This is a genomic window from Herbaspirillum aquaticum (assembly GCF_002213425.1).
Lineage (GTDB): Bacteria > Pseudomonadota > Gammaproteobacteria > Burkholderiales > Burkholderiaceae_D > Herbaspirillum > Herbaspirillum aquaticum.
This window is the reverse complement of sequence record NZ_NJGV01000011.1, coordinates 16,464-37,386: the sequence shown is the minus strand read 5'-3', so window position 1 is coordinate 37,386 and position 20,923 is coordinate 16,464. Positions and strand designations below refer to the sequence as shown.

Below are 20,923 nucleotides of genomic sequence, written 5' to 3'. Positions count from 1 at the left end.
CGGATCAGGGGCTGGAGCCGCGCCCTCCAGGTCATGCGGCGCGGGGCAGGGCCATGCGCTTGTCTTCTTGCGTGGGCAAGGCCACGACCGTCGCGGCCATGCCATCCAGGTTGAATACGCTGATGGCCTGGATCATCTGCTGCGTCGACTCTTCCAGGCTGCCGGCGGCGGCCGCAGCCTCCTCCACCAGCGCTGCATTGCGCTGGGTCACTTCATCCATCAGGACCACGGCTTCGTTGACCTGCTGGATGCCGGTCTGCTGTTCGCCCGACGCGGCGGTGATCTCGGCCACGGCGGTAGCGGCCTGCGTCACCGAGCGCATGATGCCGCCCATGGTGTCGCGCATGTCGCCGGCCAGCTTCACGCCGGTGCTGACCCGCTGCGAGGATTCGTCGATGAGCAGCTTGATTTCCTTGGTGGCCTGGGCCGAGCGCTGTGCCAGGTTGCGCACCTCACCGGCCACCACTGCAAAGCCGCGTCCCTGCTCACCGGCGCGTGCCGCTTCCACGGCCGCATTCAAGGCCAGGATATTGGTCTGGAAGGCGATCCCGTCGATCAGCCCGGTGATCTGCTTGATCTGCTCGGCGCTTTTGTGGATCGCATCCATGGTGTCGTTGATGTGGTGGATGGAGGCTTCGCCATCGCGCGTGGTGGCCAGCGCTTCTTCCACCAGGCGGTTGGCCTGGCGCGCGTTCTCGCTGTTCTGGGTCACGGTGGAGGCCAGCTCTTCCATGCTGGCAGCGGTTTCTTCGAGGCTGCTGGCTTGCGATTCGGTGCGGGAGGACAGGTCCATGTTGCCGCGTGCGATCTCGCCGGTGGCCTGGGCAATGTGCAAGCCGCTGCGGCGCACGTCGCCCACCGATGCCACCAGGTTGACCCGCATCTGTTCCATGGCCTGCAGCAGGGCGCCCATTTCATCGCGGCGGGCCTGCAGGTCGGCCGCGGACAGGTCGCCACCCGCGACCCGGCGCGCCTGCCCCACGGCACGCCGCAAGGGGGTGAAGATGCGCTTGGCCAAGGTCATGCGCAGCAGCGCCAGGCTGCCCAGGGCGGCGCCCGTGGCGACCAGGGTTGGCAGGCTGCTGGCGTGATCGGCGCACTGCCCGTTCAAGAAGGCCAGCGCACAGATACCGGCCGCAGCCGTGCCCAGTCCCAGATCCAGGCGTGTCTTCAGCGAGACCTGCGAAACCTGGCGCAACTTGCCGCGCAGGCCGGTCGGCACCACTTCTCCGCGATGTACGGCGATGCGGGCGCCTTCCTTCTTCAGTTCCTGGTAGGCCTGCTCGGCGGCGGCGATCTCGGCGCGTGCGGGCTTGGTGCGGACCGACATGTAGCCGGTGCATTTGCCGCGTTCCCAGATGGGCGTGACGTTGGCCTTGACCCAGTAGAAGTCGCCATTCTTGCAGCGGTTCTTGACCAGTCCGGTCCAGGGCAGGCCAGCCTTGAGGGTGCTCCACAGGTCGGCGAAGGCCAGTTCAGGCATGTCGGGATGGCGCACGATGTTCTGCGGCGCACCGATGAGCTCTTCTTCCGTGAAGCCGCTGATGTGGATGAAGGTCGGGTTGACGTAGGTGATGCGCCCCTTGGTGTCGGTCTTGGACACGATGGAGCAATGAGCATCGATTTCGCGCTCTTGTTGAGTGACCGGCAGGTTCAGGCGCATGTTCATTCCCCGAAAAATTGTTTGATGGAATCATTAAAGCACAAAATCATTGAAATCACTAAAAAAATGATTCTTTATGGGAATAAACGATAAATTCGTTGCTCCGACCCCACTGTGTTGTCAAGGCGAAAAGTCTGCTGCAGATCTTCGTGTTGACATCCTTTGTCATTGATTTTTAAGGATAAATGCTAATTGGCGCGGCCTTGTTGAGGCGCCTTTCCCAAGCATTGGAAAGACCGTTCCTTGATTCTTAAAATGATTAAATTGATTTAATTGTTTATTTGCGCTCTAATGATGAGCATCAGAAGGGAATTCCGGGGCGAACTGGTCGCGACGCAAGCGGCGGTAAAAGGGGGAGGATGTGAACAACAAAAGCAAGGTGGTGGTCCTGACCATCATCGCCACCATCGTGGCGGCCACGGTGCCGGTGATCGGCATGCTGTGGCTGTCGCGCCAGGCAGTGATCCAGTCCGAACATGAACGCCTGGCTCGCTATGCGGAAAGCGTGGTGGACCGCGCCGAGGCCACCTTCCAGAACAGCCAGCGCGCGCTGCGGTCGCTGTCGCCCTTGCTGCTCTTGCCCTGCTCGGATGAGCACATCGCACAGATGCGGCTGATCGCGGTCAATTCCGGTGCCATCGAGGAAATGGGCTATTACGAGTCCGGGCAGTTGAAATGCACTTCCTGGGATCGCCGTGCCCAGGCGCTGCGCCGACCACTGCCGGAACTGGCCTTTACCACCGAGGACGGCATCGGTGTGGCGCTGGCCGAAAACTCCTTCGTCACCGACGGGCCCAGCATGATGGCGCTCCAGTACGGTGCTCACGTGGCGCTGGTCCAGCGCCAACGATTCATCGACGTGGTGCTGGAAGATGGTGTGCACGTGGTGCTGGCACGCAATGGTTTCGGGCTGGTCGCGCAATACGGCATGCCGGTGTCGGCCGGCATGGCCGGCCGCGCGCTGCGCGGGCTGGGCACCCAGGATTTCGATGGTTTCTTCGTCTCGACTGTCAGCCGCGATGGCTGGACCGCCGCCGCCATCATCGATGGCCAGCAGGTGGTGGAGACCATGACCAGTGAACAACGCTGGTTCCTGCCGGTGGGCGTGCTGCTGGGCCTGGGCCTGGTCCTGCTGGTGCTGCGGGTGTCGCAGGCACGCCTGTCGCCGCTGGCCGATTTGCAGCTGGCGGTGCGCAAGAAGGAATTCATCGTCTTCTACCAGCCCATCATCGAACTGGCCACCGGACGTTGCATCGGTGCCGAGGCGCTCATCCGCTGGCGCAGGCCGGACGGCAGCATCGTGCGGCCGGACCTGTTCGTGCCGCTGGCCGAGGAGAGCGGCCTGATCCTGCCCATGACCGACCTCGTGATCGCCGCCGTGGTGGATGAACTGGGCGACACCTTGCGCGCTGACCGTGCACTGCATGTGGCCGTGAACGTGGCGGCCCAGGATATCAAGACCGGGCGCATCATCGACGTGGTCAGCCAGACGCTGGCCGGTACCGACATCCGTACCGAACAGCTCTGGATGGAAGCCACCGAGCGCGGCTGCATGGACATCGCCTCGGCCCGCGTGACGCTGGCGCGGGCGCGCGAACTGGGACATTCGATGGCGCTCGATGACTTCGGGACCGGTTATTCCAACCTGCAGTACCTGCAGGGGCTGCCCATGGATGCGCTCAAGATCGACAAGTCCTTCGTCAGCACCATCGGTACGGGCGCGGCCACCAGTGCGGTGATCGATCACATCATCGCCATGGCCAAGAGCCTGAACCTGTTCATCGTCGCCGAAGGCGTGGAAACCCTGGCGCAGGCCGCCTACCTGAGCGAGCACGGGGTCAATTTCGCCCAGGGCTGGCTGTTCGCCAAGCCCTTGCCGGCAGATGAGTTCATTGATTTCTATCGGTCCACGCTGGCCGATTACGGCACCGGGCCGGAGAACATCCGCGTCCCCGAGCCCGGCCTGGCCTGACCTGACCTGGCTTCCCCGCCATTCTTGATGGCCTGATCCGCCTACGGCGCATCAGCGCTTGCCCGAGCCTGTGCCCTGCATGCGCAAGGCCAGCGCCAGCGCCTGGTCCATCCCCGCCATGTGCCGCACCAGCATGGCCGGGATCATGCCCATGACGATGTCGGCCAGGGGCGCATTGCCATCATCCAGGTAGGGCCGCAGGCGATGCAGCAGTGCCAGCAGCTCGGCATGGTCGCGGCGATGGGCACGGATCTCGCCGTAGCCGATCTGGTCCATCATCTCTTCTTCTTCCCGGAATCCTGCTTCGATCTGCGCTACCAGGGCCGCATAGGCGCTGGCAAACCGCGTCGGCGGCACCACCGCCAGCGCGGCCACGCTCTCCAGGACTTCACGATGCTCGGCATCCATCGCAGCCAGCAGGGCCGGGATGCCTTGGGCCGGTCCCTTGCTGCCGGCGCAAGGGACGAGGGAAACGACACGTTCAGAAGTGGGAACCATGGCCAGCCTCCTGGGACAGGACGACCGCACGCGGGTCGGGGCGGAGACATCCGCATCGCCGGCCCAGGCGTGCCGGAGGGATGTTCAGTCCTGATTCTAGGAGCCTGGTCTCGAAATAATTTGAGGTAGCTCAAGCCAGTCGGGATTGGTCAGGCGCTGGAGCCAGCCAGGCTGGCAAAAAGCCCCACGGCACCGGGAGGGTGGCGTGGGGCTTGTCCTGCTGGCCGACAGGGTGTCGGCCGTGCGCTTGTAAAAAGCGCCGTTCCTGGCTCTGCAGTAGGTGCCGTCAGGGGGGCAGCACCTTGCGCAGCATTGCTGCCAGTTCAGGCGGTGAAAACTTGGCGACGTAACCATTGGCGCCTACCGAGCGCACATGGTCTTCGTTGGCCGCGCCGGTGAGTGAAGAATGGATCACCACCGGCAATTGTTTGTAGAGGTCCGAGGCCTTGATCTTGCGGGTCAGGGTGAAGCCATCCATCTCCGGCATTTCCAGGTCGGTCAGCACCATGGCGACCTTGTCGGTGAGGGGCTTGTGTTCCTGTTCCGCTTCGCGGGCCAGCTCCTGCAATTTCTTCCAGGCTTGCAAGCCATCGGTGGCCATCACATAGGGCAGCTTGAGATCGTTCAGGCATTGCTCGATGAGGGCACGCGCCATGCGCGAGTCGTCGGCCGCCAGTACCACCGAGCCCGGCTTGATCTTGAGTTCGTTGTTGCCCGGCGCGGGCGGCTGCATCTGTTCCTTGACCGGCGAGACCATGTTGAGGATCTGCTCCACGTCCAGCACCTGCACCAGCCGGCCACCGTCCTGGGCCGAATCGAGACGGGCGATGCTGGTGACCACGTTGCCGGAGGCATTGGAGTCGGCCGGCAGGACCTGGCTCCAGTCCAGGCGCACGATTTCTTCCACCGACTCGACCGCGAAGGCCTGGGTATGCCGGGCGAACTCGGTGATGAGCAGGATGTTCAAGCCGTGGCCCGGCTTGCAGCCAGCCACCGCCGGCAGGTCCACCACCGACATCACCTGGCCGCGGATGTTGACCATGCCCAGCATCGGGGAGCGCATGCCGGCGGCGGCGGTGATGTCCATCATCGGGACGATCTCGCGGATCTTAAAGACGTTGATGCCGTACAGTTCGCCCGGCTTGTCGGTGCTGCCTTCGGGGTTGCCGAGGCGGAACAGCAGCAGCTCGAACTTGTTGCTGGAGGTCAGGTTGGTCCGTTCGTCGATTTCTTTTTGGAAGGCGTCCATGGTGTCCTCAGGTCTTCAGAATTGTTCCCAGTCACCGTTGTCGGCGCTGTCGTGCTGGCTCTTGGCCGGTGCCGACGGACGTGCTGCCGGGGCTGACGGGGCGATGGCCTTGGGGCGCGCTGCGCTCACTGCCGGGCGTGCCGGGGTGATGTTGCGCGGGGCAGCGGACATCATGGTCGGCTTGGCGCTCACCGTTGCCGGCACGTCGCTGGCATCGAGGCGGAACACGCCCACCGTCTGGCTCAGGCGCGCTGCCTGTTCCTGCAGGGCCTTGGCGGCAGCGGCAGCCTGTTCGACCAGGGCGGCATTCTGCTGGGTGTTTTCATCCATGTGCACGACCGCATTGTTGATCTGCTCGATGCCCTGGCTCTGCTCGGCACCGGCGGCGGTGATTTCGGCCACGATGTCGGAGACGCGCTTGACGCTGGCCACCACCTCGTCCATGGTCTGGCCGGCTTCGCCGACCAGCTTGGTGCCGGTATCCACCTTGCTCACCGAGTCGTCGATCAGGGCCTTGATTTCATGCGCTGCGGAGGCACTGCGCTGGGCCAGCGAACGCACTTCCGAGGCGACCACCGCGAAACCGCGTCCCTGCTCCCCGGCTCGGGCCGCTTCCACGGCGGCGTTCAGGGCCAGGATGTTGGTCTGGAAAGCGATCCCGTCGATGACGCCGATGATGTCGGCGATTTTGCGCGAAGATTCATTGATGGCATCCATGGTGTGAACAACCTTGCCCACTACCTGGCCGCCGGCCTGGGCCACCTCGGACGCGGTGACCGCCAACTGGTTGGCCTGGCGGGCATTGTCGGAGTTCTGGCGTACGGTGGAGGTCAGTTCTTCCATGGCCGAGGCAGTTTCTTCCAGGGCACCGGCCTGTTGCTCGGTGCGGGAAGACAAGTCCATGTTGCCGGTGGCGATTTCGGCCGAGGCGGTGCTGATGGTGTCGGTACCGATGCGCACTTCCTGCACGATGGTGAGCAGGTTGTCGTTCATCTGCTTCAAGGCGCCCATCAGTTGGGCGGTTTCGTCGCGACCCGTGTTCTCGGGAATGCGGGCGGTCAAGTCGCCTTCGGCCACCTGCCGGGCAATCGAGACGGCCTGGGTCAGCGGACGGGCCACCAGGCGGGCAATCCACCAGGACAGGGTCATGGCCAGCACGACGCAGGTGGCGATCAGGGCAAAGATGGCCATACGGGCCTGTTCGTAGACGGTGCTGGCCTGCTGTTCCGAGGCGGCCGCGCCTTTGCTGTTGACCTCGCTCAGTTCATTGATCTGGTCCTGCAGCTTGCGGTAGACGGGGGTGGAGTCGGTCATCAGGACGGCGTAGGCAGCCTGCTTCTGGCCATCGATGAACAGTTTCTCCATGCGGTCATGGGCGGCCTTGTAGGCGGCGATGTTGCGCTGGATTTCCGGGTAAAGCTCCTTTTCGCGCGGCTCCGAGATCAGGCTGCCGTAATGCGCCACTTCCTTTTCCAGCACGGCCATCTGCTTGTTGCCACGCTCACGTGCAGCCTGCTCTTCCTTCTTGTCTTCAGTCAGCACTTGCTGCATGTCGAAACTGCGCGAGCGCGCCAGTGCCAGGCTGATCTTGGACAGGGTGTCGATGCTGGGCAGCCAGTTGCGCGCGATGTCGGTGGAACTCTGGTTGACCTGCGCCAATTGCGCAATGGAGAAACCGCCCAGCGCCACGATGAACATCAGCACGACGAGGAAGCCGGCATTGAGTTTGTGGGCTATCTTCAGATCGTAGAACCATTTCATGATGACACTCCTGATAAATGCGCCGTGTTGGAATATTCATGTGCGCTCAGGAACCATCATAAGACGGCTAAACAAATAAATCAAATAAAACGATTTAATCAGTTGTTTTATTTTCGTAAGGATTTTCCTGAATTCAACTCAGGTTTATCGATCTCAGGCTTTTTGCAGCCACTTTTCCACGGCATTCATCAGGCCGACCTGGGTGAAGGGCTTGCTGAGGTAGTCGTCCATGCCGGCATCGAGGCAGCGCTGGCGGTCGCCTTCGATGGCGCTGGCGGTCAGGGCGATGATGGGCGTGCGCGGGCGGCCATGGGCTTGCTCGAAGCTGCGGATCTCGCTGGTGGCCTGGTAGCCGTCCATGATGGGCATCATGCAATCCATGAGCACCAGGTCATAGTTGCCGTTGCGGATGGCCTCCAGCGCCAGCTGGCCGTTCTCCACCTCCTGCAGGATGCAGCCGCGCCGCGCCAGCAGGATGCGCAGCAACTGGCGGTTGATCTCGGTATCCTCGGCCACCAGGATGCGGGCGCCGGTCAGGGCAGAGGGGGCGGCCGTGGTGGTCGGCGTCAGTGGGGCGAGCGGGTTCACCTGGGCCGGCGATACCGGTGCAGCGGGGGCAGGGCTGGCGGCGGGTTGCGGGGCAGGTGAAGCATCATTCTTCATGGCCGCCTGCGGCGGGGCCTCGGGGCGATCCGTGGTCACGCCTTCCGGGCAAAGGATGTCGAAACTGAATTTGGTGGATTGTCCGGGCACGCTCTGGCAGGCGATCTTGCCGCCCATCAGTTCCACCAGGTTCTTGCTCATGGCCAAGCCCAGTCCGGTCCCGCCAAAGCGGCGCGAAATCGAGGTGTCGGCCTGGGTGAAGGGCTGGAACAGCTGGGCCAGGGCTTCCGGGGAAATGCCGATGCCGCTGTCGGCCACGGTAAAGAAGACCCGCCAGCGCGCAGGCGAGGATTCTTCCCGTTGCGCCGACATGCTCAGCCGCACGTAGCCGGCCTGGGTGAACTTGATGGCATTGCTCAGCAGGTTGCCCAGCACCTGCTTGAGCCGCGACGGGTCGCCCACCAGGCAGAGCGCGTCATCGCAATCGATGCGCACATCCAGCTGCACCTCCTTGTTGTGGATCGAAGGCCGGTACAGCTCGGCAACTTCGCGCACCAGCCGCGCCGGATGGAAGGCCACGCCCTCCAGATCGAGCTTGCCGGATTCGATCTTGGAAAAATCAAGGATGTCGTTGATGATGCGCACCAGTCCGCCGGTGGCGCTGTGGATGCTGTCGGCATAGTGCTGCTGCTTGCTCGACAGGCCTGACTCCATCAGCAGTTCGGACAAGCCCAGGATGCCATTCATGGGCGTGCGCACTTCATGGCTGACCATGGCCAGGAAGCGCGACTTGGCCTGGTTGGCCTGGTCTGCTTCTTCCTTGAGATGCAAGGCCAGTTGCGCATCCTGCTCGCGTCGCTGGACCTGGCGCAGGGCCATGCCAAAACCGCCGATGAGGCCCACCAGGCTGATGGCGGCCACCAGCATCAAGGGATACATCGACTCCAGCCATTCGGTGAAATAGACCTTGTCGGTGACCCCGATCTCCAGGTACATCGGCGCATTGCGCACCGGCCGGTGGATACCCAGCCAGTGCGCCTGCATGAAGTAGTAGGGTTGCTTGGCGCTGGTGCCGGCCGGGCGCGGCAGGTGCAGGTCAGCCAGCGGCTTGATGTCACGCCGCACCGTGGTGTCGTGCACCAGGGATGTGGTGATGAGGGGCTTCTCGTCTTCCCGCGCCAGCAGGATGGAAAAGGGCTTGTCCTTGGTCACGGCACTGAAGAACTCTTCAAAGAACGAGTTGGGCAGGGCCACCACCACGATGGCCAGCATGCGGCCCTGGCGGTCATTGATGCGGCGGGTGAGGTAGAAGGTCGGCACGCCGGCCGCGCGCGAATTGACGGTTTCGCTCAGGAAATCCTCGGTCGAGGCATTCTGGCTGTGATGGAAAAAATAGTCGCGGTCGGTCAGGTCCAGCGGCGGCGCCGGGAATACCCGCGACAGGCTCACGATGCGGCCCTGGGCATTGCTGATGCCGATGCCCGAGATGAAGGGCAGGCCGCGGATCTTTTCGCGCATGGTGCGGGAATACTCGGGCGTGCTGACGTGTTCGCGCAGCTGGGTGTCGTCGTTGACGTTGGCGGCTTCGATGTCGGACTGGATGCTGTCCAGCACCAGCCGGGCCGAGGAAATGGTCTGGGCGGTGCTCTCGGCCAGCACCGTGGAAAGCGTGGCGAGGTCGTTGCGCCAGTCGTTGAGGCTGGCACGGTACAGCAGGCTGCCGGAAATGATGACAGTGGCCGCCAGCAGCGCCAGCAGCAAGGCGCCCAGGGTAACGGCGGACTTGCGGATGCGCGGCGGGGCGGGAAGCGGGCCGGAGGCGGGCGTGGAGGGTGTCATGGACGGGCAGGCAGGGCAGGGAGTGCCCCCGCAGGTCAGGACTGGGGCTGCGAGCGCGCGCAGCGCCCGATCTCATCCAGCACCGGTGCAAAGCTGGCCTGCAGCTGCACCAGGTCCTCCGGACGCGGTGACTGTCCTTGGCGGGCGGCCTGTTCGGTCTGCTGCAGCAGCGCCGTCAGCGGCTGCGCCTGGAACATGGCACTCATGCCTTTCAAGGCATGGCTCTCATGCCGGATGCGCTCGGCGTTGCCGGCCAGGGCAGCTTCTTGCAGGCGGGCGAAGATGGGCGGCGCGCTCTCCAGGAAAGTGCGCGCCAGCGACGCCACGGTGCCGGCGTCCCCGCCCACGGCATCGAGCAGCTGGCTCGGGTCGATATGGTGATAGTCGGTCAGTGGCTGGCCCGGTTGCACGGTATTCCCCTCTCTTCTTTGCGGCCGATTACTTCGGCTCTTGCAGCGGCAATGTGAAGCTGAACGTCGATCCTTGATGTTGTTTCGACTGTAACATGAGTTGGCCGCCCATGAGCGTCACGAGGCGCTGCGCAATGGTCAGTCCCAGGCCCGCGCCGTCCCTGGCGCGCTGTTCGCTGTCATCAGCCTGGGTGAACTTCTCGAAGATGGTATCGACTTGTCCGGCGGCAATGCCGATGCCGGTGTCCTTGATGCGGATGGCCAGCTGGTCGCTGCTGCGGTCGACTTCCACCAGTACGCGCCCGGTGTCGGTGTAGCGTACGGCATTGCCGATCAGGTTTTCCAGCACGCGCAGTACCTTGCGCTGGTCGCATACGATGATCTGCGGAACATCGTCGCTGATGCGGCATTCCAGCTGCAGGCCCTTGGTCTGGGCCGCCTGGTAATGGCGGGCGATGGCCTGGCTGACCAGTTCGCGGATGTTCTCGGGTTCGCTGTGCACGGCCACGCGGCGGTCTTCCAGGGCGGTGACTTCGAGGATGGACTCGACCAGTCCCAAGAGGCGGTTGCCGCTGTCATGGATGGCAGTGGCATATTGCGCCAGCGGCGACTCATCCAGCTCTTCGCGCAGCGCATCCGAATAGCCCAGCACGCCGTTGAGCGGAGTGCGGAATTCATGCGACATGTTGGACAGGAAGCGTGACTTGGCCTGGCTGGCCTGCATGGCTTCCTGGCGGCTCCTCACCAGCGAGCCGGCCATCCAGATCAGCACCGCATTGAAAACCAGAACGGCCAGGGTAATGAGCGAGGCCAGCGTCAGGGTGCGGTTGCGTTCGCGGTAGTAGGGGGCCAGGCGCTCTTCGATGTCGATGCCCACCGAGGCGTAGAGCGGATAGTCGCGCAGCTTGTGGAAGGCGTAGATGCGCTCGCGGCCATCGACCCGGCTGAAGGCTTCAACCACCCCCTTGCCTTGCGCCAGCATGGCGGCGTAGACCTTGCCGCCGTTGACCTGCTCGCCCATGGCATCCATGTCTCCCGTGCGGCGCACGCGCGCGATACCGTCGGCCCCGACCAGGGTGATGACACCGTGGTGGCCCACATCGATCTGGTGGTACAGGCTGGTGAAATACTGCGGATCGATGGACACCACGATCACGCCGCCAAAGCTGCCGTCAGGACGGTTGATGCGGCGCGTGAGCTGCAGCGACCATTTCTTGGACACGCGCCCCAGCACCGGCTTGCTGATGAAGAGCTTGTCCTCGCCGCCTTGCACCTGCACGTGTTCGCGGTCGGCCAGGTTCAGCGGGGTAAAGGGTTTGCTGGAGAGCACCACGTCACCCTTGGCGTCGACGATGGTGAAGAGGTTGTAGACATTGCGCGCCACCAGGCCGTTGGAGATTTCGGTGGCCAGGTCCAGGGACTGGCCGCGCTCGGCATAGCGATAGCGCAGGTAGAGTGCGGCCTGGTCGGCAGCCTCGACAGTGCGGTAGGCGTGTTCGAGGAACAACCGCGACAGCGACTGGGCATCGCGGCGGGCGTCCTGCAGGTGGTTCTCGCGGCTGGCGTTGAGTTCCTTGAACGCGCCCAGCCACAGGCCGCAGATCAGCAACAGCGAAAACAGGCCCAGGGCCAGGCGCAGGTCGATGCGCACGAACCGGAGGGAGAGAGGGGGGTGTTTCCGGTCATCCATGGCACTGCTGGCCTTTCCTGTGTGGGCCCTTAGCGGGTCTCGCGCTCCCTGCGGGCACAGCAGGCCCGCATGTAACCGCGCAATTCATCAAAATTGACCGGTTTGGGGAAAAACACCACCCCGGCCGGGATACCACCGCGCATGGTCATCTCTTCCTCGTCCAGGCTGCTGACGATGGCAATGCTCACATCCTGCAGCTCCGGATCGTGGAGGATGGTCTTGACCACTTCGTAGCCATCCATGCCTTCCATCACGATATCGGCCAGCACCACATCGGGTTTGCTGCGCGCGATCTCCAGCAGCGCCTTGTAACCGTTGTCGCAATACACCAGGTCCAGCGGCAAGCCCCAGGAACCCATTGCACCGGCATAAAGCTCGCGCTGCAGCCGGTTGTCTTCGATCACCAGGACTGCCGTGCGGCCGTTGCTAGGGCGTGGCGCCGCACTGCTGCGGCCATGTTCTGCGGCCTCGCCCGCCGACGACGAGCCGGGCGTGGACTTGTAGGCATGCACGGCCGCCAGCGGAATGCGGCGATGTCCACCCTTGGTCTTCCAGGCCTCGATGATGCCGGCCTCCACCAGTTGCTGGACGGAGGACACCGAGATACCCAGGATGTGCGCCGCTTCCTGCGTGGTGCACACCTCGGAGCTGGTTGTCTTTGCGGTTTTCATAAATTCATTATCGGTATTTTACCCAAATAAATCAAATTCATTATTTAGAATTTGAATTCGGTATAATCGGTTTTCGACGAAAAGCAACAGTGCTGCCGTCAGGCAAGACTTTCGCGGCCCATTATGCAGAGAATTTCGTGACTTCGTCAGATTTTGTGTATTTTGCCTGCTTTTACAGGATCCGGCAGCTTTATCGCGCCATGGGAGCGGCGCCCGGGAGTGTCACAGGGTATCCAGCTGGCTGCGCAGGTCGGCGGCGCGTTGTTGCAGGGCCTGGACATCCTCCGCCTGCATTTTCCTGATCTGCTGATAGGCCATGCCCATGCGCGGGTTGTTGCCGAAGGTGGACTGGTGGCGCAGGAAGAAGTCCCAGTACAGGGCGTTGAAGGGGCAGGCATCGCTGCTGGTCTTTTGCTTGGGATCGTAGGCGCAACCCTGGCAGTAGTCGCTCATGCGGCCGATATAGGCGGCGCTGCTGACGTAGGGTTTGGTGGCGATGATGCCGCCATCGGCCCATTGGCTCATGCCCAGGGTATTGGGCAGTTCCACCCACTCGAAGGCATCGATGTAGATGCCCAGGTACCAGTGATGCAGTTCTTTGGGATCAAGCCCGGCCAGGAGCGCGAAATTGCCGATTACCATGAGGCGCTGGATGTGATGCGCATGCGCCGTCTCCAGCGACTGGCCGATGGCGTGGCGCAGGCAGTTCATGCGGGTCTGGCCAGTCCAGAACCAGGCCGGCAGCGGCAGGCGGTGCGCCAGGGCGTTGCGTTCCTCGTAGCCGGGCATCTGCGACCAGTAGATGCCGCGCACATATTCACGCCATCCGATGATCTGGCGAATGAAACCTTCCACCGCCGCCAGCGGCGCGCGGCCTTCCCGATAGGCCTCCTCGGCGCGGCGCACCACTTCCAGCGGATGTAGCATCTTCACATTGAGCGCGAAAGACAGCAGCGAGTGAAACAGGCGCTGGGCCTTGCTGCTCATGGCGTCTTCATAGTCGCCGAAATGCGGCAGGACGGTAGTGATGAAATGATCGAGATGCTGCAGGGCTTCGCTGCGGTCCAGCGGCCAGCGCAGCTGCGTGGCCTGGGGATCGCCAAAGCTGCGTACGCCTTGTGCCTGCAGCATCTCCCACAGGGCGCCATGGTCGTGGGGCTGTCGCCAATCCCGGGGCTCGGGGGGATTGCCGGGCCAGCGTTTGCGATTGTCATGGTCGAAATTCCATTGGCCGCCTTCAGGCTTGCCATCGGCATCGAGCAGCAACTCGAAGCGGCGCCGCATCTGCCGGTAGAAATGTTCCATCAGCCACTGCTTGCGGCCTTCGAAGAGGCGCGGCAGTTCGTTGCGGGCGGTGAGGAAGTGTTCACTGTCGACCACGGCGGTCGCGCCCTGGTGGGCGTGCGCCCAGGCCTCGCCCCACTGCCGCAGGGCCTGGTCGACGCGCCATTCATCGGGCGACTGCCATTGGATGCAGCCAGCCTGGTAGTGCGCGGCCAGGGCGTCGAGATTGTCCACCAGCGACTGCCGGTTGCTGGGGTCGTCCAGCCGGATGTAGCGTACCCGGTGGCCCGACTCGCGCAAGTGCTCGCCGAAGGCGCGCATGGCCGCGAAGATGGCCAGGATCTTCTGCGCATGGTGCAGCACGTAATCAGTTTCGGAACGCACTTCCATGAGCACGTAGACCACCTCGGGATCGGGCTGGTCGAACCAGGAATGCTGTGCGTTCAACTGGTCGCCCAGGATCAGGCGCAGGGTGGAAGCGGGAGTGGCTTGCGCGTCGGTCTTTTTCTTCATGATCTGCGAACGGAAAATTGCTCAGGCAGCGTGCTGGCGCCCATAGCGCCCCAGTGCCACGAAGGCCGCCAGTTTCAGCACGCAGGGCAGGGCCGCGTAGACCAGCGGCAGGCTGCTGCTGGGCCCTTGCCCGGGCTGGTAATCCAGCGCCGACAGCAAGGGCAGGGCAATGCCCGCCAGTGCCAGGGCCAGCTTGCCCAGCATGGTCAGGATGCCGAAGGCCGCCCCCACCGAGGCGCGCTGCGTGACCACGCGTGCCAGCAGGACGGGTGGCAGCAGCAGGTCGGCACCCAGCGCGGCGCCGGTGGCCAGGCAGACGAGCAGGAAAGCCCAGCGGTCCCCCGGCCCCAGCAGGACCGCCCCGACGAAGCCGGCAATGGAGAGCAGCATGGCCTGGCGCCAGCAGGCGATGGTGCCGACGCGGCGCGCCAGGGCGCTCCACAGCGGCAGCCCCAGCGCGGCCGCGCCGAAGTAAGCCGCCAGGAAGCCGCCGGCCAGCGCGCGTTCCTGGAGTTGATCCTCGATGAAGAACAGCGCCAGCGTGGCCGGAATGGCGGCCGACAGGGCATTGAGCAGATAGGGGGGCAGCAGCGAACGAAACGCCCGGTTGGCCCACAGTGCGCGCAGCGAAGCGCCCCAGCGCTCGCCCTGCGCCATCATTGGCGGGGCCGGCTGGCGCAGCAGCAACAGCAACGACAAAGCCAGCACCGCGCCAAAGAACAGGCAGTACCAGGTGATGCGCTGGTCGATCAATGCCGGATCGGCGGCCAGGATGCCGACCGGCACCACGCTGGCCAGGATCACCCCGGCCAGGCCCGCGCCTTCACGCCAGGGGACGGCGCGCAGGCCTTGCTCCGGCAGGCGCGAACCCAACGAGAGGTAGGCGATGCTCAGCATGCTGTGCGCGCCATAGGCCAGCACCAGCATCGCCACCAGCCATACCATGGCGGCCTGCGGCGAGGACGGCGGTTTCCAGAGGCAAATGAAGGCTGCTGCAAGCACCACGCCTGCGGCCGCCATCCAGCGCTTCTGCCGTTGCGCCGAGCGATCCAGCAAGTGACCAAACAGGGGATCCTGCAGCATGTCCAAGAGTCGCGCGGCGAACAGCACCCAGCCCAGCGGCGCCAGGGCCAGGCCCACATGGCTGGCGTAATACGCCGGGATCTGCACGAACAGCGGCAGCGCCGCCATGGCCAGGGGCGCGCCCAGCATGCCATAGGCGGCGTTGCTCCAGCCGGAGGCGGGCGCTGGCGAGGATTGCGGCACTGCGCTCAAGGCGCCTCCCCGAGCAGGCGTCGGCGCAGGTTTTCATCGCGGCTGGGCTGGCCCAGCCAGATGTTGAAGAAGGAGCGAGCCAGTTCCGGATCGGCAATCTCGGCCAGCATCTTGTCGCGGTCATACAGGCGCATGCCGCGCTGGGGCAGGTAGACGCCGACCAGCTCGTCACCATCGGCCACGTCGACGAAGGCGCGGTTCAATTCGCTCTTCCAGCGCGCCAGGGTGGTGCCGGCGATGGGGGCCGGGCTCATGCGCTGGATCTCTTCGATGGAGGTGGAGGCCAGCTTGTCGCGGCTGATCTTGACCTTGTAGTCCAGCTGCAAGGCAAACGGCTGGCTTTCATCCAGCGGTTTCTGCGGCGCCCACAGGGTGGCCTGGTAAATGCGGAAACCCAGCCAGGTCATGGTGCCGCTGCCCACCGTCTGCAACTGCGCCGGCAGGGCCTCGCGCCAAGGCTGGGCGGCCTGTGCGGCGCGGCCCGGCCAGAGCGCGAACAGGGCCAGCAGGAAGGCGCAGCACGCCAGGCGCAGCGGCTGGCAGTCAAGGGCACGGACGGTGGCGTTGGACATCGGATGTCTCCTCATGGGCAACAAGATGACTACCAGTATAAGATAAAAGCTACCAATTGGTATTTTATATTTACTGGTTGGTATGCATGGGCGGAACTGCATCGCCGGCGCTTCTCAGCGCGTCCATTTGCGCTCGTAGTCCATCTCCGCAAAATGCTGTACCAGGAAATCGACGAAGACCCGCACCTTGGCGGGCAGGTGCTTGCGGCCCTGGTAGGCGATGTTGATGGTCAGGCGCGGCAAGTCCCATTCATCCAGCACCGGTACCAGGCGGCCTGCCACCACGTCGTCATAGATGATGTAGTTGGGCTGGATCAGGATGCCCAGGCCCTCCAGCGCAGCGGCGCGGATGATCTGGCCATCGTTGGATTGCATCAGGGCGGCGATGTCGAGCTGTTGCTCGCGGCCATCGCGATGGGTGAAGCGCAACTGGTTGGGATTGTTGGAATGGCTGTAGACCAGCAGGTCATGGGTGGCCAGTTCTTCCAGCGAACGCGGCACGCCGCGCGCGGCCAGGTAGCCGGGCGAGGCCGCCAGGATGCGGCGGGTGGCGGCCAGCCGGCGTACGGCGATGTTGGAATCGGGCTCGAACTCGCGGGTACGGATGGCCACGTCGATGCCGCTGTCGAGCAGGTCGACATAGCGGTTGGCCGAGACCACGTCCAGCGTGATGTCCGGATAGAGGCGATGAAAGCGCGGTAGCAGCGGGCTGATGTGCTTCATGCAGAAAGACAGCGAGGACGTCACCCGCAGCAGCCCGCCGGGGGCGACGCTGTTGGCATTGACCAGGGCTTCGGCCTCCTTCATCTGCGTCAAGGCCGCCTTGCACTGGCGATAGAAGGCCTCGCCGGTCTGGCTCAGCCCCAGGCGGCGCGTACTGCGTTCCACCAGGCGCGCGCCCAGGCGTTCTTCCAGCGCGGCCAGGCTGCGGCTGGCGGCGGCATTGGACATGCCCAGCACCTCGGCCGCGCGCGAGAGGCTGCCCAGCTCGGCGACCTGCACGAAGAGTTCGAATTGATTCCAGCGGTCCATAGGGCGGGCTTCCTGGCGAGGTGGACGGTCTGAAGTGGAAAACAGTTTTCCACTTTCGTCATATATCTGCGAAAAGATAAGACCTATATTACCGCTCAGCGGAAAAATCAGTCTGATGACAACAACGACGAGGAGACCATGCTCAATCTCAATGAAGACACCATCACCCAGGCTGTGCTGGCGCGCCATGCCGGCATGCCCGACGAACGACTGCGCCAGATCATGACCAGCCTGGTGCAGCACCTGCACGCCTTCGCCCGCGAGGTGAAACTGACCGAGGAGGAGTGGTTCGAGGGGATCCGCTTCCTGACCGAGACCGGCCAGCTCTGCTCGGACAAGCGCCAGGAATTCATCCTCCTCTCCGACACCCTGGGTCTGTCGACCCTGGTGATGGCGCAGCAGAACCACAAGCCGGCCGGCTGCACCGAAGCCACCGTGTTCGGTCCCTTCCATGTGGAGAACTCGCCGATCTATCCCCTGGGCGCGGATATTTCCAACGGCGCCAAGGGTCAGCCCTGCTTCGTCAGCGGCACCGTGCGCGGGCTGGATGGCCAGCCCATCGCCCATGCCAAAATGGAAGTGTGGCAAGCCGATGAGGATGGGTTCTACGACGTCCAGTATCCTGACCTGGACCAGTTGCAGGCGCGCGGCACGCTGCACACCGATGCGCAGGGGCGTTACCACTTCCGCAGCATCCTTGCCAATTCCTATCCGATCCCGCATGACGGGCCGGTGGGCAAGATGCTGGAGACCCTGGGCCGTCATCCGTGGCGGCCGGCGCACCTGCATTTCCGCATCCAGGCCGAGGGCCATGAAACGCTGATCACCCACGTCTTCCGCCGGGGCGACGAATACCTGGAGTCCGATGCCGTCTTCGGCGTACGCTCCACGCTCATTGCCGACTGGCCGCGCCACGAGGCCGGACCGGCGCCCGATGGCAGCCTGTGCGACCAGCCGTTCTACACATTGGACTATGATTTCATCCTCAATCCCCAGCGCACCTGACCCTGCCATGACCTTGCCCACGCATCGCTTCACCTATACCAGCGCTGCCGCCCGTGTGATCTTCGGGGCCGGCAGCTTGCAGCACCTCGTGCGCGAAACCGAGCTGCTGGGCGCGCGCCGCGCCCTCGTGCTATGCACACCCGGCCAGCGCGCCGAGGCCGAGCGCGTTGCGGCCCTGATCGGGGATCGTTGTGCCGGCGTGTTTGACCAGGCTGTCATGCACGTGCCCATCGAGACCGCGCGCCATGCCCGCGAAGTTGCACGCGAACTCGGTGCGGATTGCGCCATCGCCATCGGTGGCGGCTCCACCATGGGATTGGGCAAGGCCATCGCGCTGGAGTCCGAGCTGCCCATCCTGGCCATCCCGACCACCTATGCCGGCAGCGAGATGACGCCCATCTACGGCATCACCGAAGCCGGCCTCAAGAAGACCGGACGCGCAGCCCGCGTGCTGCCGCGCACGGTGATCTACGATCCCGAACTGAGCGTGGGCTTGCCGCTGAAGCTGTCGGTAACCAGCGGCATCAATGCCATGGCCCATGCGGCCGAAGGCCTCTATGCACCGGACGCCAATCCCATCATGTCGCTGCTGGCCGAAGAGGGATTGCGTGCGTTGGCCGCGGGGTTGCCGCAGCTGGTCGTGCGCAGCGAGGACATCGCTGCCCGCAGCCAATGCCTGTATGGCGCCTGGCTGTGCGGCACGGTGCTGGGCAATGTCGGCATGTCGCTGCATCACAAGCTGTGCCACACCCTGGGCGGCAGCTACAACCTGCCGCATGCCGAAACACATACCGTGATCCTGCCGCACGCGCTGGCCTACAACGCGCCAGCTGCACCTGAAGCCATGCAGCGCATCGCGCGGGCTTTAGGGGCCGACGATGCCGCGCAGGGCGTGCATGCATTGGCTGCCGGGCTGCAGGCCCCGCTGTCCTTGCGCGAGCTGGGCATGCCTTATGACGAGCTGGATCGCTGCACCGACATCGCCCTGCAGAATGCCTATGCCAATCCGCGCCCGCTGGAGCGCGTGGCGCTGCGGGCCTTGCTGGAGAACGCCTGGCAGGGGCGTGCGCCCGGGTGACGTATAGTGTGGCGGTGCAAGCGTTACGTAGACGACGTTCAAACCACCAGGAGACCGCCATGCCACGAACCACCCGCAGGCCGATGCTGCATCCGGCCTTGTTGAGTCCTTTCCTCATCGCGTTGCTGGCCGCTTGCAGCAGCGCACCTGAAAAGCCTGCCAATGATCAGTCGGCGGGCACGCCACAAAGCTGCAGCCAGTTGCGCGAGATGACGCTCCCGGCTGCGGCCATCGGCTTGCCCACCGGTGGCGCGCGCGTGACTGCGACCGACACGGTGGCCGCCAGCGGCGAGGGGGCCAAGGCCATCGGTGCTTACTGCAAGGTGAGCGGCGAGATCAGCCCGGTAGATCCCGCTGCACCGGCGATCCGTTTCCAGGTGGACCTGCCGGCGCAATGGAATGGCAAGGCGTTGATGTTCGGTGGTGGCGGCTATGACGGCACCATTCCGGATGTCGCCGCCAACGTCCCCGCCGGTGCGGCCACGCAGCCCGGTCCCCTGGGGCGCGGCTATGCCACCTTCGCCAGCGATTCCGGCCACCAGGCCAATGCCACCACCTCGCGCGATGGTTCGTTTGGCAGCAATGACGAAGCCTTGCGCAATTTCGCGGGCGATGCCTTGAAGAAGACGCGCGACGCGGCGCTGGCGATTGTCACCGCGCATTATGGGAAGCGCCCGGCGCGCGTGTATTTCGCCGGCGGCTCCACGGGCGGACGCGAAGCCCTGGCCATGGCCAGCCGGTGGCACTCCGATGTGGATGGCGTGATTGCCCTGTATCCGGCCTGGAATGCCGTCGCGCTGAACCTGCAGTTCGGCCGCATGACGCAGGCCATGGCGCAGCCGGGAGCCTATCCCGATGCGGCCAAGCGCAAGCTCCTGTTCGATGCCGCCATGGCGACGTGCGACCGCCTCGACGGCGTGGCCGATGGCGTCATCAGCAACGTCGATGCCTGCAACGCGCGTTTCGATCCGGCCACGGCGTCGGTGAACGGCAAGCCCTTGCGTTGCGAGGGCGGATCAGAAGGCGGTGACGGCTGCCTGTCGGACGCGCAGATCGCCACCTTCAAGGTCTTCAGCACGCCGCTGGAGTTGCCTTATCCACTGGCCAGCGGCGAGACGCGCTATCCCGGTTTCAACACCTGGGGCACGGATTGGGGCACGGGTACGGGCAGCCCTTTCCAGGCCATCATCCAGACATTGGGGCTGGGCACCGAGCAGCCCGCCAATCCGATGCCGGCTGTGAGCGGCAAAAGCAGTCCGCCGTATCACAGTACCTTCTGGGACCAGTGGGTGCGCTACTTCGTTACGCGCGATGTGAACTTCAATCCGCTGGCGCTGGATCCGCTGCGGCCCGGTCAATACCAGGCGCGGGTGGTGGCATTGAACGGCTTGCAGGATGTGAACCAGACGGATCTCTCGGCCTTCCGCAACAAGGGCGGCAAGATCCTGATCGCGCATGGTACGGCCGATGCGCTGGTCAGCACGCAGGCTACGCGGCAGTATCTGGGGCGCTTGCAGAAAGCGATGGGACAAGATCAGCTTGAAGGCTTCGTGCGCTACTACGAAATCCCCGGCTATGGGCATGTGTTCGGTACGGCTTTCAATGCGTCCTGGGATTCACTGACGGCGCTGGAGCAATGGGTGGAGCAGGGGAAGGCACCGGTGGATCAGATCGTGGTGGATACCACCGTGGTACCGGGCCGCAGCCGGCCGTTGTGCCGGTATCCGGCTTGGCCGCAGTATCGCGGGAGCGGGTCGGTCAATGAGGCGGGGAGTTTTGTCTGTGTGGTGCGGTGATCAAGCCGAGGC

The 20,923-nt window shown here is 64.2% G+C and carries 16 protein-coding genes; 4 read left to right on the top strand and 12 right to left on the bottom strand.

Annotation, left to right across the window (positions count from 1 at the left end; genetic code table 11):
* Nucleotides 1-31: 31 nt before the first annotated feature.
* The gene (locus tag CEJ45_RS13500; protein WP_088755742.1) at nucleotides 32-1,663 is read right to left on the bottom strand and encodes a methyl-accepting chemotaxis protein; all 1,632 of its coding nucleotides are present in this window, start codon (nucleotides 1,661-1,663) and stop codon (nucleotides 32-34) included.
* 361 nt (nucleotides 1,664-2,024) lie between these two features.
* Here CEJ45_RS13500 and CEJ45_RS13495 point away from each other — a divergent pair, with 361 nt between their 5' ends.
* Entirely contained in the window at nucleotides 2,025-3,635 is a 1,611-nt protein-coding gene (locus CEJ45_RS13495; RefSeq protein ID WP_088755614.1) for an EAL domain-containing protein, read from the top strand.
* A gap of 51 nt (nucleotides 3,636-3,686) precedes the next feature.
* On the opposite strand, the gene CEJ45_RS13490 is transcribed toward CEJ45_RS13495, so the two are convergent.
* The 11 genes from CEJ45_RS13490 to CEJ45_RS13440 form a co-directional block, all read right to left on the bottom strand.
* Nucleotides 3,687-4,133 (bottom strand): bacteriohemerythrin, encoded by a 447-nt coding sequence (locus CEJ45_RS13490; protein WP_088755613.1) that lies wholly within the window; start codon nucleotides 4,131-4,133, stop codon nucleotides 3,687-3,689.
* A gap of 286 nt (nucleotides 4,134-4,419) precedes the next feature.
* Entirely contained in the window at nucleotides 4,420-5,382 is a 963-nt protein-coding gene (locus CEJ45_RS13485) for a chemotaxis protein (protein WP_088755612.1), read from the bottom strand.
* Between the two features lie 15 nt (nucleotides 5,383-5,397).
* On the bottom strand, nucleotides 5,398-7,143 hold the full coding sequence (locus CEJ45_RS13480; protein ID WP_088755611.1) for a methyl-accepting chemotaxis protein: 1,746 nt from the start codon (nucleotides 7,141-7,143) through the stop codon (nucleotides 5,398-5,400).
* Nucleotides 7,144-7,296: 153 nt separating this feature from the next.
* Nucleotides 7,297-9,585: a hybrid sensor histidine kinase/response regulator gene (locus tag CEJ45_RS13475; RefSeq protein ID WP_088755610.1), complete on the bottom strand. Its 2,289-nt coding sequence runs from the start codon at nucleotides 9,583-9,585 to the stop codon at nucleotides 7,297-7,299.
* A 35-nt stretch (nucleotides 9,586-9,620) separates the two neighbouring features.
* The gene (locus CEJ45_RS13470) at nucleotides 9,621-9,995 is read right to left on the bottom strand and encodes an Hpt domain-containing protein (RefSeq protein WP_088755609.1); all 375 of its coding nucleotides are present in this window, start codon (nucleotides 9,993-9,995) and stop codon (nucleotides 9,621-9,623) included.
* Nucleotides 9,996-10,023: 28 nt separating this feature from the next.
* Nucleotides 10,024-11,685 (bottom strand): sensor histidine kinase, encoded by a 1,662-nt coding sequence (locus tag CEJ45_RS13465; RefSeq protein WP_187697677.1) that lies wholly within the window; start codon nucleotides 11,683-11,685, stop codon nucleotides 10,024-10,026.
* A gap of 29 nt (nucleotides 11,686-11,714) precedes the next feature.
* A complete protein-coding gene (locus CEJ45_RS13460; RefSeq protein ID WP_088755608.1) occupies nucleotides 11,715-12,356 on the bottom strand; it encodes a response regulator in 642 nt (213 codons plus the stop codon).
* Between the two features lie 222 nt (nucleotides 12,357-12,578).
* On the bottom strand, nucleotides 12,579-14,153 hold the full coding sequence (locus tag CEJ45_RS13455; protein ID WP_088755607.1) for a cryptochrome/photolyase family protein: 1,575 nt from the start codon (nucleotides 14,151-14,153) through the stop codon (nucleotides 12,579-12,581).
* Nucleotides 14,154-14,174: 21 nt separating this feature from the next.
* Nucleotides 14,175-15,428 (bottom strand): MFS transporter, encoded by a 1,254-nt coding sequence (locus CEJ45_RS13450; RefSeq protein WP_088755606.1) that lies wholly within the window; start codon nucleotides 15,426-15,428, stop codon nucleotides 14,175-14,177.
* Entirely contained in the window at nucleotides 15,425-16,000 is a 576-nt protein-coding gene (locus CEJ45_RS13445) for a chalcone isomerase family protein (protein ID WP_088755605.1), read from the bottom strand. The genes CEJ45_RS13450 and CEJ45_RS13445 overlap by 4 nt, the downstream gene beginning before the upstream one ends.
* A gap of 114 nt (nucleotides 16,001-16,114) precedes the next feature.
* The gene (locus tag CEJ45_RS13440; RefSeq protein ID WP_088755604.1) at nucleotides 16,115-17,032 is read right to left on the bottom strand and encodes a LysR family transcriptional regulator; all 918 of its coding nucleotides are present in this window, start codon (nucleotides 17,030-17,032) and stop codon (nucleotides 16,115-16,117) included.
* A gap of 138 nt (nucleotides 17,033-17,170) precedes the next feature.
* Here CEJ45_RS13440 and CEJ45_RS13435 point away from each other — a divergent pair, with 138 nt between their 5' ends.
* Genes CEJ45_RS13435 through CEJ45_RS13425 form a run of 3 tightly spaced genes read left to right on the top strand, consistent with a single transcriptional unit; the run spans nucleotide 17,171 to nucleotide 20,911 of the window.
* On the top strand, nucleotides 17,171-18,037 hold the full coding sequence (locus CEJ45_RS13435) for an intradiol ring-cleavage dioxygenase (protein WP_088755603.1): 867 nt from the start codon (nucleotides 17,171-17,173) through the stop codon (nucleotides 18,035-18,037).
* Between the two features lie 7 nt (nucleotides 18,038-18,044).
* Complete coding sequence (locus CEJ45_RS13430) at nucleotides 18,045-19,115, top strand: maleylacetate reductase (RefSeq protein ID WP_088755602.1); 1,071 nt, start codon at nucleotides 18,045-18,047, stop codon at nucleotides 19,113-19,115.
* A gap of 59 nt (nucleotides 19,116-19,174) precedes the next feature.
* Complete coding sequence (locus CEJ45_RS13425; RefSeq protein WP_206601750.1) at nucleotides 19,175-20,911, top strand: tannase/feruloyl esterase family alpha/beta hydrolase; 1,737 nt, start codon at nucleotides 19,175-19,177, stop codon at nucleotides 20,909-20,911.
* The last annotated feature ends 12 nt before the right edge of the window (nucleotides 20,912-20,923 follow it).